The 12,662-nt window shown below is 40.6% G+C and carries 9 protein-coding genes; 2 read left to right on the top strand and 7 right to left on the bottom strand.

Features of this window, described 5'->3' with window-relative positions; genetic code table 11:
• Positions 1-144 precede the first annotated feature (144 nt).
• On the top strand, positions 145-543 hold the full coding sequence (locus E5A76_RS05415; protein WP_053988105.1) for a hypothetical protein: 399 nt from the start codon (positions 145-147) through the stop codon (positions 541-543).
• Positions 544-593: 50 nt separating this feature from the next.
• On the opposite strand, the gene E5A76_RS05410 is transcribed toward E5A76_RS05415, so the two are convergent.
• The 4 genes from E5A76_RS05410 to E5A76_RS05395 all read right to left on the bottom strand — a co-directional run bounded on the left by E5A76_RS05410 (position 594) and on the right by E5A76_RS05395 (position 6,411).
• Positions 594-1,964 carry an SLC13 family permease gene (locus E5A76_RS05410; protein WP_107167358.1) on the bottom strand — a complete coding sequence of 457 codons (1,371 nt, stop codon included), beginning with the start codon at positions 1,962-1,964 and terminating at the stop codon, positions 594-596.
• A gap of 578 nt (positions 1,965-2,542) precedes the next feature.
• A complete protein-coding gene (locus E5A76_RS05405) occupies positions 2,543-3,295 on the bottom strand; it encodes a SanA/YdcF family protein (RefSeq protein ID WP_107167382.1) in 753 nt (250 codons plus the stop codon).
• A gap of 216 nt (positions 3,296-3,511) precedes the next feature.
• Positions 3,512-5,200 carry an NAD-dependent malic enzyme gene (locus E5A76_RS05400; RefSeq protein WP_161118327.1) on the bottom strand — a complete coding sequence of 563 codons (1,689 nt, stop codon included), beginning with the start codon at positions 5,198-5,200 and terminating at the stop codon, positions 3,512-3,514.
• A gap of 314 nt (positions 5,201-5,514) precedes the next feature.
• Entirely contained in the window at positions 5,515-6,411 is an 897-nt protein-coding gene (locus tag E5A76_RS05395) for a 1,4-dihydroxy-2-naphthoyl-CoA synthase (RefSeq protein WP_161118326.1), read from the bottom strand.
• Between the two features lie 231 nt (positions 6,412-6,642).
• Between E5A76_RS05395 and E5A76_RS05390 the strand changes: the two genes are divergently transcribed.
• A complete protein-coding gene (locus tag E5A76_RS05390) occupies positions 6,643-9,045 on the top strand; it encodes a helicase-related protein (protein WP_187695561.1) in 2,403 nt (800 codons plus the stop codon).
• 1 nt (position 9,046) lies between these two features.
• Here the strand turns inward: E5A76_RS05390 and E5A76_RS05385 are convergent, their stop codons facing one another.
• The 3 genes from E5A76_RS05385 to E5A76_RS05375 all read right to left on the bottom strand — a co-directional run bounded on the left by E5A76_RS05385 (position 9,047) and on the right by E5A76_RS05375 (position 12,533).
• A complete protein-coding gene (locus E5A76_RS05385) occupies positions 9,047-9,754 on the bottom strand; it encodes a hypothetical protein (protein WP_161118324.1) in 708 nt (235 codons plus the stop codon).
• Positions 9,755-9,827: 73 nt separating this feature from the next.
• Positions 9,828-10,328, bottom strand: coding sequence for a hypothetical protein (locus E5A76_RS05380; RefSeq protein ID WP_161118323.1), 501 nt, complete (start codon positions 10,326-10,328; stop codon positions 9,828-9,830).
• 18 nt (positions 10,329-10,346) lie between these two features.
• On the bottom strand, positions 10,347-12,533 hold the full coding sequence (locus tag E5A76_RS05375; protein ID WP_161118322.1) for an LruC domain-containing protein: 2,187 nt from the start codon (positions 12,531-12,533) through the stop codon (positions 10,347-10,349).
• Positions 12,534-12,662 lie beyond the last annotated feature (129 nt).

The following is a 12,662-nucleotide window of genomic DNA, read 5'->3' as shown; positions in this document are numbered from 1 at the left end:
TGTTTTTTGTAATGTTAAAACAGAAAAATGATGTGACATTCTTCACAAATGCAATTGCGATTATTTAGCTTGATAGAAAACTAGACGTATAGTCGTAACGACAAGGATTAATGATTGATGTTACGTTCCTACCTAAGGATAGTTATGGAAACAGTACTTAATACATCAGAGCAAGAACTAATCATATTTGATTATACGCATTTTCTCTCTCTTCTATGCCGCCAGAAATGGACGTTTATTGATTTTATTCAAAGCCTTGTGCCGTCTTTTGAGATGAATATCACTACCAATATTTCATCGAAAATAAGCCCAGCAGAAAAGCTACATAAAGAAGCGTTAAAGGTACTTTCAAGTAGCGCAAGTGATACACAGAATATTATTCGTTTATTATTTTTATCACGAAATGAAGGTATCCAATGTTTTGTGCTGCTATTACCATTCGCCTTGGAATCTGAGCAAATCAATTTAATTGAAAGAAAAGGGAAATGTACAATAGAAAAACAAAATGAAAATGGAGAAAGATTACTCATTAAACTTGAATGAGTGTATTTACAAAGAAGGTGCAAAAATACACCTTCTTTGCTCACAATTAATTACCAGAATAGCCAAGCAAACAGTGTTAAGAACACAATACATAGAATATTTAAGTAAATACCAATTCGCATCATTTCCTGCTGCTTGATATGTCCGGTACTAAATACGATCGCATTTGGTGGTGTCGCAACGGGTAGCATAAATGCACACGATGCAGCGATTGCAATTAATGCCGATAAAATCACAGGCGATACTCCTAGCGCTTCTGCAACGGTTGCAAAAACAGGAATAAGTAGCGCTGCACTTGCGGTGTTACTAGCAAACTCAGTTAAGAAAACGACAAAGATCGCTACTATAAAGATAGTCAGCAATAACCCGGCTTGGTTGAGAAATCCACTCAGTTCTTGAGCGAGAAAAACACTGGTGCCTGTCGCTTTTAATACGTTACTTAAACAAATACCCCCACCAAATAAGATAAGTACACCCCAGTCGGTTGATTTTTGAATATCTTTCCATTCCACGACTCGTGAAGCACACAATAATACAATGGCACTTAGCGCAACAACGCTGTCAAACTTTGCAAAGCCACCTAAATAAGCATTAATTGGTTTACTGAAGATCCAACATGTAACGGTCAATAAAAAGATAGCGAGTGTAAGTAGTTTGCCGTTTGTCCATGTAATAGGGGTATGATCGATTTCAAACTGATGGTCTAGGTTGGGTTTTAATAATACATATAATAATCCAACGGTAAGAGGTAACAGTAGTAAGCTAACAGGTACACCAAATGCCATCCATTCAGTAAAGTTAAGTCCAGCTTCTGCTGCTGCAATTGCATTGGGTGGACTACCGACAATCGTTGCAATACCGCCAATACTGGCACAGTAAGCAATACCCAATAAGGTAAAGACATAAGTACTGTGTCCTGTTTTATTGTTTACTTTACTTAATACGCCAAGCACTAATGGCAACATCATCGCTGTTGTGGCGGTATTGCTGATCCACATTGAAAGGCCAGCAGTAACACCAAATAACATTAAGACTGCGACAGACATTTTCCCTTTAGCTGCAACTAGTACTTTATCTGCAATTACTTGATCTAATTGTTGTTTATGCAGAGCTGCTGCAAGTGCAAATCCACCTAAAAATAGAAAAATAATAGGGTTGGAGAAATTCGCTAATGCTTGCGGTGTTTTAAAAATACCAAAAAATATCGCGAGTAATGGAACAAGAATGGCGGTTACGCTGACGTGTAATGCTTCAGTTAACCAAAGTACGGCGATAAAGCTCAGAATACTGAGACCGAGATTGATATTTTCCTCAAAAGGTAGGGTGTTAAGTAGGGTAGCAAACAAGAGTATGTCTGCAATGATAATGAGACTGTTACGATTTAAGAGCCATTGCCTTATTGTTATTGTTAGTGCAGTCATAGCCATTCTCCGATAGTAAAAAGCACTTTAAAATGAGCATCAAATTGCGTAAACACTATAAGAGTAAGTGGTTAATAAGTGTGTGATTAATGTATATAAATGGTTAATTTTTGTTGAGAAATAAAAGTGTAATGGTTATGCCGATTGATGTTGAGATGTAGCATTTAAACCAATGGATAATAATAAAATTATTATCTTATTAATGCATATTTACGATACATGCTCATTTTCTACTTTGATCTTTAAAATAAATCACTACGTAATTTATTAACTTATTGTTATTAATGGTAATAAGTTAACCCTGTAAAAAATTTGTGGTGCAAATAAAGTTTTATTGCCCTAGTTGAATATGATACTGTTTAGTGACAAAAAGTTGACGTTAAAGTCTCGTAAAAATGGCGCTAAGAATATGGCTAGGAAGCAAACAATCAGTAAAAGTGTAAAGCTTAATAAAAAGATTAAAGCGGATGCATTGCAGCATATAAAAACGGTTAAAAATCGGTTTATATCGACAATGAACACGAAAAAGGAATAGTAAAAAGCCAGCACTAAGCTGGCTTTGTTATGTTATGGGGAATTTAATTTTGGCTTGGTGTTGCGCTAGAAGTACTGCTACTGGCTGATGGTGCTAATGGAGCAACTGAGGTGATTGATGATGTTGGCTCAGAAACATTCTCAACTGGATCTTCAGGCTTCACAATGGGTACTTTGGGGCCTAAGAACTTTGGCTGAACATTTAGAATAAACAGATCACTCATCGCTTTTACTCGAGCTAATACTTCTCGAATACGGATCTTTAGCTGGGCTGTACCGTTAGGTTCATGAACAGCTAGGCATATCGCTTTAATTTTGTAACTGTCAGCAATAAACAGCGCACGTTCGCAATGAAATTGTTGAGTAATAATTGTGAAGTTATCGGCATCGAATACTTCTTTTGCACGCACAACAGAATCAAGCGTACGAAAGCCTGCATAATCTAATGCGATTTTATCATCAGGAATACCTGCTTTTAACAAGTCACGTTTCATTGTCCATGGCTCGTTATATGAGCGATGGGCGTTATCGCCACTTAATAAGAAGTAATCAATTTTACCTTGTTTGTATAAATCAAGGGCTGCCGTAATACGGTATTCATAATACGGGTTTAATGTTTTAGCTATATATTTACTTGTTCCAAGAACCAAGCCGACAGAATGCTTAGGTACCGCAGAGATATCATGATAAATACGATCGGATGTACGGGCTGATATCCAGCGATCTAATAACAGTAGTGATGAGACAAATAAGATACAGATAACTGCAGAGATACGGATCAAATTTAGCAGTTTCATAATCATCCAAAAAATACAAAGTTCCTGATATTTATCTTACCTTAATCAATCAATAAAATGTCTATTAATTAAGAGTCTAATGTCTGCGTTTTGTCATTTTATAGTGCTGTCGTTTAAATAATATTCAACGAAAACAAGTAATAAAACGCATCGCTGTTTTTATAGTCAAAAAAAGAGGTACCGATATTGGCACCTCTAATTATTACGAACGATAAATTAGAATGATGTACGTTTATAGCGACGGTATTCTGATTTCCAGAAATTCGCGTCAATCTTCTCACGAATACGCTCATCTGAATTTTTCGGCGCTTTATGTTGCTCTACTGCTTTTTTCGCAACAGCAAAAGCAATCTTACGTGATACTTTCTGAATATCTTCTAATGGTGGAAGAAGAGGGCCGTGACCGTGGATTGCAAGTGGTGAACATTCCGCTAGTGCTCGGCTACTTTCCATCAACATTTCATTGGTTACACGACGTGCATTAACAGAAAGTACACCTAAACCAATACCTGGGAAAATGTAGCTGTTATTACATTGTGCGATTGGGTAAGTTTTGCCTTCGTAAATCACAGGATCAAATGGTGAACCAGTTGCTACGAGTGCATTACCATCTGTCCAGCGGATCAAATCAAACGGTGTTGCTTCAACACGACTAGTTGGGTTTGATAGTGGGAAAATGATCGGACGCTCACAGTGTGCGTACATTTCACGGATCACTTCTTCGCTGAATAATCCTGGAACGCCAGAAACACCAATTAAGATGGTTGGTTTAGCATTACGCATAACATCAAGCAGTGAAATGTTATTGTCAGCCACATCCCATTCAGCTAGTTGTTCTTTCTTCTGAACCAGTGCCTGCTGGAAGTTAAGTAGATTTGGCATTTCATCGATCAATAAGCCCCAACGGTCAACCATGAAGACTTGGCTGCGAGCTTGTGCATCAGAGATGCCTTCAGACACCATTTGGGCAATAATTGCTTCAGCAATACCACAACCTGCAGAGCCTGCGCCAAGGAAAGTGACACGCTGTTCAGACAGTTTACTGCCAGCCGCTTTACATGCTGCAAGTAGAGAGCCAACAGTTACTGCTGCTGTACCTTGAATGTCATCGTTAAAGCAACAAACTTTGTCTTTGTAACGCTCTAGTAATGGCATTGCATTCTTTTGAGCAAAGTCTTCAAATTGGATTAATGCTTCAGGCCAACGTTGCTTAACGGCTTGGATAAACTCGTCAACGAATGCATCGTATTCTTTACCGGTAATACGGGTATGACGCCAGCCCATGTACATAGGATCAGAAAGACGTTGTGGGTTGTTGGTACCTACATCAAGTACAACAGGTAAAGTGTAAGCAGGGCTAATACCACCACAAGCGGTGTATAGCGATAGCTTACCAATTGGAATACCCATACCACCGATACCTTGGTCACCTAAACCAAGAATACGTTCGCCATCAGTGACAACGATAACTTTTACGTTTTGACGTGAAGCATTGTTTAGCATGTCTTCAATACGATCACGGTTCGGGTAAGAGATAAACAGACCACGACCACGACGGTAGATATTTGAGAAATCTTCACATGCAGAGCCAACCGTTGGAGTGTAGATAATTGGCATCATTTCAGTGATGTGGTTTTCAACTAAACGGTAGAACAGTGTTTCGTTAGTATCTTGGATATTACGTAGATAGATGTGCTTATCCATGTCGTTATCAAACTTAAGGTATTGTTGATAAGCACGTTCAGTTTGTTCTTCGATTGATTCAATAGCTTCAGGAAGAAGCCCTTCAAGGTTAAAGAACATACGTTCTTCGACAGAGAATGCACTACCTTTGTTGAGAAGTGGTGTTTCAAGCAGTGCAGGACCTGCATAGGGGATATATAAAGGTCTTTTATCGTTGTTCATGCAAATAACTCTGTAGCTAGAAGGATAAAGGAGAAAACAAGCGATGGTTTTCAATCAGGTGCTAATGCTAGAACTTCGAGGATAAGAATACAAAGGGTATGATCACTTATTTAGATAAAGCGGCAGAATTTTTTTAGTATTTTTTGATTATTGGCTTATCGTTCGAGTTATTTACTGGAAATGATTACAACGGCTAGTGTTTCGTTTTAATGTCAGTTGTCTGGCAGGTATTAAAAAGCCATGCGGCATAACACAGCATGGCTTCATCAATTGAGCTAAAAATAAACGAATGGTCGTTATTCGTTTATTTTAAATTAATAGTGCCAAGGGAACTTACTGAACTCTTGGTCACGTTTTTCTAGGAATGCATCACGACCTTCTTGTGCTTCGGCAGTACCGTAAGCTAGGCGAGTGGCTTCACCAGCAAACAGTTGCTGACCAACCAAACCATCATCTGGTAAGTTGAAACCGTACTTCAGCATACGCATTGCTGTTGGTGACTTACTGTTGATTTCTTTACCCCAACGAAGTGCCTCTTCTTCTAGTTCAAAGTGATCAACAACCTTGTTTACCATGCCCATTTCGTAAGCTTCTTGTGCGCTGTAGTTAAAACCACAGAAGAAGATTTCACGAGCACGTTTTTGGCCGATCATTTTCGCTAGGTATGCCGAGCCGTAACCTGAGTCGAATGATGCAACATCAGGATCGGTTTGCTTAAATACCGCATGCTCTTTTGATGCAAGAGTTAAATCACACACAACGTGTAGGCTATGACCACCACCAACAGCCCAACCAGGCACGACTGCGATAACAACTTTAGGCATGAAGCGGATCAGACGTTGAACTTCAAGAATATGAAGACGACCCATACGTGCAACATCAGCGGTACCTGCTTCTTCACCTTCATATTTGTAACCATCTTTACCACGGATACGCTGATCACCACCTGATGAGAATGACCATTGACCTTTGTGAGAAGGACCATTACCTGTTAACAGTACACAACCTACATCAGACCATTGGCGCGCGTGATCTAATGCAGTGAATAGCTCGTCAACTGTTTTAGGGCGAAATGCATTCAAGCAATCAGGACGATTAATCGCGATACGTACTGTTGGCTGATTTTTCGCGCGGTGGTAAGTAATATCTTCGAAATCAAAGCCTTCAACTTCGTCCCAAAGCTCAGGATTAAAAATGGTTTTCGTTGTCATGTGGCGTAGCCTCCATAAGTTAATGATGTAAGGCTAGGGAGTTATATCAAAAAGTCAATTTTTCGATGAAATAACCTTAACTAACCATCGAAAAAGAACGTAAGTTGGTGACAGATTAGACAATTATAAAACTTGTGTTATTTCATCATTGATCAAATGGCTTTTTCTCCTGACAACAAAACAAAATCTTGCCAAAATGAACCCGAATTCACTACTCACAGACGCATTATGTTGAAAGTATTACCAATCGATAGTATCGAGCAGCCATTTAAAACCTTATTACGTAACGATCATATTGTGGTTGAAGCAGAAACGGGCTCGGGAAAGTCAACACGCTTACCATTATGGGCATCATCCCAAGGCAAAGTGCTGGTGGTTGAGCCTCGTCGCGTGGCTTGTACTTCATTGGCTGAATATTTAGCAACAGATGAAGCGAATCCTGAACAGATATCAGTGGGTTATGCGATCCGTTTTGAGCAACATTTTGATGAAAATACCCAAATCATATTTGCAACACCTGGTGTGGCACTACGTTGGTTAAGCGAAGGTTTGTTAGCTGATTTCACCACAGTGATCATTGATGAATTCCATGAAAGGCGTTGGGATACCGACTTATTACTGGCTTTGTTAAAACAGCAACAATCTCACCGTTTAGTGATCACCTCTGCAACCATTGATAGTCAGCGATTAGTTGATTATTTATCGGCAAAGCATCTGCATGCTAAAGGGCGTAACTTTGCCGTTACTGTGATTAATCAAGCAGCAGACAGTCGTGATATGCCTGATATTATGAATATCGACAAGCGCATTTCTCGTATGGTGAGTGAGCATATTGATACTCAGCAAGATATTTTGATTTTCTTACCGGGTCGAAAAGAAATTTCAGCCACTCAAAGCGCGTTGAAACAAGCGTTTAGTGAACAAGTTACTGCTGGGCTGTTAGATATTATTCCATTGCATGCGTCAGTAAACGATGATGAACGTAAACGTGCTTTAACCGAAAGTGATAAGCAACGTATTATTGTTGCAACCAATGTAGCTGAAACGTCAGTGACTATTCCCGGTGTCACTTTGATCATTGATTCTGGATTAGAGCGCCGTACCCACCAGCGTAATGGACGTACGGTTTTAGCGCTACATGCCATATCAAAAGCCAGTTCAGAGCAGCGAAAAGGGCGAGCAGGGCGTGTGACTGACGGGATGTGTATTCGTCTGTATGGCAAAGCAGCAGCTCTTGAGTTAATTACTCCGCCAGAACTTCAACGTGAAGAGCTGGTGGAAGCTTATCTCGCCTCACTTTGTTGTGGGGCTAAATTTAGCCAATTGCCATTTATTGATCCATTGCCAGAGAAAACCCTTACTGCTGCAAAACAAGCGTTATTAGCAATGCAAGCAATGACAGAAGATGAGGTTATTACAGATTATGGGCGTTGTTTGTATCAGCTACCGATAGATACCCTGTTTGCTCACCTTATTACGGCAATGGCAACACGAGCTGATAAAGAAGCGATGGTGGATTTAGCAGCTGCGCTGTCTATTCCGCAGCGTTTATGGCAACCGCCAAAAAATGAAGAAACACAAGAAAAGCTAAACAAATGGCTAGGTAATAGTTTTTGTGATGCTAGCGCTTTGATCAAGATCGTGAGATCTGAAGCGTTACCAGAATGGCTAACGGTTGATGACAATATGCTTGCCGAAGCGCGATTACTGTCAGTTCAAATGCGTGAAATTCTTGAATTACCCGATCTCACCGTGGCAAGTCGATTTAAGCGTGAACAATGGCAAAATGCGGTGATTAATGCAGTACCAGAACTGGTTTTTGTTCGTCGTGAAAAACGACAGCAAGCCATGAGTAATGGTATCGTAGAAGTAAATAGTGCCAAAGATTCACTGATTGATTGTAAAGTCGAGGACAACCAACTATCTCAAGCGATGTTGGTGTTTGATCAATTTGCTTTACCGGGGCGAGGTGTAAAACAAAACCGTATTTTGGCGACGTGCTGTTCACCTGTGACAATGTCACAAATAGTTGATGCTGATCTTGGGGATATTGTGCAAGGCGATACCGTTGAGCAAACAGATGGTTCTTTTAAAACGGCTATGCAACGTATTTACGCTGGGCGTGTTATTGATACAGCGTGGACACAACCAGAAGGTCAATCAGCACGATCTGCGATTATCGAGATGCTATTTGCTGGTGAAGTTATGCCTGAACTTGCTCCGCGAATTGTTGCGGATATTTCACAGTGGAATTTGTACTTGGCACTAGGGCTATATAACGCTGATTTTGTGAAACGTCAGCCTGAGCCTGTTGATATTACTCAGTGGCTAACAGATCAAATTGATGATTTAGGCATTGAACATATTGATGACTTAGCGTTATTCGAGCCTAGTGACTTTCTCTTTGATGGGATCCCTGAGTGGGAGAGACAAGAGTTTGATGAGCTGTACCCAAGGGAAGTCAAACTGACAGATTTAGTGATGGCGATTGAATACGATATTCCACGCAAGTTGGTAGTAGCTAATCATATTCAAGGAAGTCGTAAAGCGGATCCGAAACGCTGGGAGTTGCCACGTTGGCAAGGCTGGCGGATCAAATATAAAAAAGCCAGTCGTGTGATTGATATTAAATAAGTTAATCCGTAATGATGATGCCATCGCGTGTGGTTTCGATAATTGTTTGATAGAACAACAGGTTGGCATTGTTGTCGTACGCTTGGATCAAAATATGTTTCATTGTGCCTGTAACTCTAATAGTGCCGTTAAAATTGCCATTTAGTATGCTGCCTGAGACTAACAAACTGCCTGCTATCGGTGAAATATCACCATTTTCAAATTCGGTAAAGTCAGAGTAGATCGTGAGCTTTAGGATAGCTTTTGTTGTTAAGTCGATTTTGATGTTCATATCGTAAGAGGTATTTAAATCAAAATCGTCAGGAATATCGAGATCACCAAAGTCATTATCGTTGTTGTCATCTGAACGTGGTGGTGTAGGATTTTCAGGTTCAGGTTCAGGTTCAGGTTCAGGTTCAGGTTCAGGTTCAGGTTCAGGTTCAGGTTCAGGTTCAGGCGGAATAACGGGATCTTGAGTCTCCGGAACTACAATGGCTACTTCGTCTTCGATGTTTGCCTGTGAGCTGTTAGAGCTGTCATTAGTCTCTGAATCAGTATCTGGAATAGAAGGTAGCTGAACAGGGGATTCTGATATTTCAGCGCCATTAGTATTATCTGGTTGAACAAGGTCTGTAGTCTGAGGCTGATTTGTTTGTGTTGAATCGCTTTTACAGCCAAGTAAAAGTATGTTGAAAGTTAAGCTAATAGTCAGAAGCGTAATGGTTTTCATGGTTAAAAGAAAATCGGCTTATTACTGATTCTTTCTAATTGAAAGTGTATAAGCCGATTTCTATTATTTCCTGTTAGTTGCTAATAGTAATACCGTCTGCATTAACGCTCACAACTGTTTGGAAAGGTTCTTTATTTGGGTCTTTATACCATGCCTCAATCAGTACATTTTTCAATGTCCCGGTTGCTGCAATGACACCATTAAAGTCGCCATTAGCGATTTGCCCTGAGATGATCTTACTACCTGCAATCGGTGTAATAGAGCCATCATCCGCTACTGTAAAGTCACCGTATACGCTTAAGCTCATTGGCTCTGTGGTATCCAGATCAATACTGATAGGCATATCGTAAGTTGTACTTAAGTCGAAATCATCAGGGATAACCAAATCCTCGAATTTCGCTGTGCTGTCACCTGCATCTCCAGTACCACCTGTTACCTGATCATCGACATTTTGATCAGGATTAGGCACGGCTTGCTGCGGTGTGTCTGTGTTGGTGTTGCCATCATCACCACCGCCACCACCACAACCAAATAATAGAGCGGCAGTAAAAAGTGTTAGGTATAAACTTTTCATTTTTAATACTCCTCTCCATTATTCAAAGAGTTTGCTGACAACGGCATTTGCACGTAGATACCAGTCGGTATTACTTACACCACCAGATGTTGCGAAAGTTTCAAGATCAGGGTAAGCCGTTAGGATATTAGTACCTTCATTTGGGTGATCCCATGGGGTATCAACTACAATGGCCCAAGGAACACCATTAGCGTTGTGGTAAGTGTCACAGTTAACTCCCGGACAATCACCATCTACGTAAACAGATGTGTCATCGTCAGTACCAAAGTAGGTGGTATTGGCTTTACTAGTGACATCATAGTTTTTCAAGTGGATTTCAACTGCACGACCATCTGTTGCTCGCGTACCGTCACCATGGTCGATTCCTGGTGTACCGAAGATAAATGGATTCAACGGCATGCTTGGCGCACTTGCTGAAGTAATAGGAGTGGTGAATGGAATACTTGCTTCAAATTGGAATTGATCGACTGCGTCGCTTGAACAGCCTGTCCATACACGATAGTACGCACCTAAACCACCTGAACAAGCAGGTGCTGAAATCTCATTTTTTAGGTTTTCAGAAATAATCACTACGGCATCAGTCGTACCGGATTCTAGAATTTGCGTAAAATGTTTAGTTACGCCGTTAACGACGAGTTTCGTTCTTGATGAATCTACAGCACCGGTTGCTATACCATCAATCTTCACGGCAAAGCCGTTAGCGAAGTCCGCACCATATGCACGTAAATTACCGTAGATATCGTAACGTAATATATCACCATTGGTATCTGTAACTTTATCTACACGGTAGTACATCGCAACATCGTTGAAGTCGAAGTCACCTTGTTGTGGCCAGTCATCTTCATACACTAGGGTTACCCAAGAGTTGGATGATGGGTACCAGTTATGCGTTACTGCTTGCGCATCGACTGTGATCTGATGATCCTCTACCTCACCGTAGGAAACACCACCATAAGAGAGTGCTCCAGCATCTTTTGCTATACGGAAACGCGCCCAAATTTGCCCTGTACTTGCATCATCAGGTACACGAACTTTAAGCATATGCGTTGCTGGTGTTACACCGTCACCACCATTGAGTAGAAGATCCGTAATAGTATGCTCGGTAGATTCATCAAACACACCATTGTTATTCCAGTCAATCCAGACATTGACATAACCAGGGGCAGAACCACCGACTAGAACTTGAATTAGTGCATCTGAACCTTGTTTGAAGTTCGCTGGGAATGAAATACCATCCTCATCATTTGGTGTGCCATCGGCATCATCCGAACTTGGTGAAACTAAAGCATCACCTTCTGTATCGATTTCACTACCGAAGAAGTAGTTGACTTCTGATACGTTGTAGTGACGCGCACCATTGGCTGCAAGAGAAGTTTTATAGGTATCAGGTGCATCACCAAAGTCAGTATTTGCTGCCAGAATAGGTGCATTAGCACAACGAGCACCATCATTGGTACCAGAAACTGGGCCTGCTGAATATTGAACTGCGGTAGCATCAATACTTGCTAGGTTACTGATATCAATTTGGAACACTAAACCATCTTGGTTTCGGCTGAGGTACAAATAACCATTGGCATCAAAATATTGTGCACCGAAGGTTGAAGAACCGGTAATGCCTGTGTCACCAATTTCAGTGAAGGTTGCTGACGAGTTATAGTTGCTGATCTCATAGAGTTTCTTACTACTATTATCAACAGCAAATAATCGACCAGAACCATCTGGATGGAACGCCATATCAGTAAGGCCGAGAGATGCATTACCACCGGTCATCACTTGTGTTGCCACCAAGGTGGTTAAGTCGATCTCGTACATACCTGTACCAGATTTGTAGACGTAGTATTTGTTATTGAACACATCACCCGTTGGGAAGGTGGTTGAACCGGGTAGACCTGTAACGGAGACGTTTTCATGTTGGAAAAGTTGATTGACACGAACAACTGTAAAGTTGGTGTTATCAAAACCATAAATGTAGTCATCTGTTTCGTTATAACCTACCGCATTAATAGAGGAGGTCATTGGATCAGAAGCTTGATAGAAACCAGATGATAAATCTACTTTATATACCGTTGATGGATTACCTTGGAATAGGAATGCATCACTAGGACACCCACCATTATCGGTAAATGGGTGCGGTATTATGCTGTATGCCGAGGTAGAAACTAAGGCTAACGAGCATGCTAGTAAAGAGTGTCGTAAACACTTCATATCTTTGCCTCACTCAGTTAAAAATACTCATGGACATTCATTGCGTCGTTCATCATTGACAAAATGTACAAGTTTCAAGCCAACAAATATTTAATAAGGCAGTAATGTAAGTGTTTATAACTATATGAA

The organism is Photobacterium lucens (assembly GCF_009873615.1).
Taxonomy (GTDB): Bacteria; Pseudomonadota; Gammaproteobacteria; order Enterobacterales; family Vibrionaceae; genus Photobacterium; species Photobacterium lucens.
This window is presented reverse-complemented; position numbering and strand designations above follow the sequence as displayed.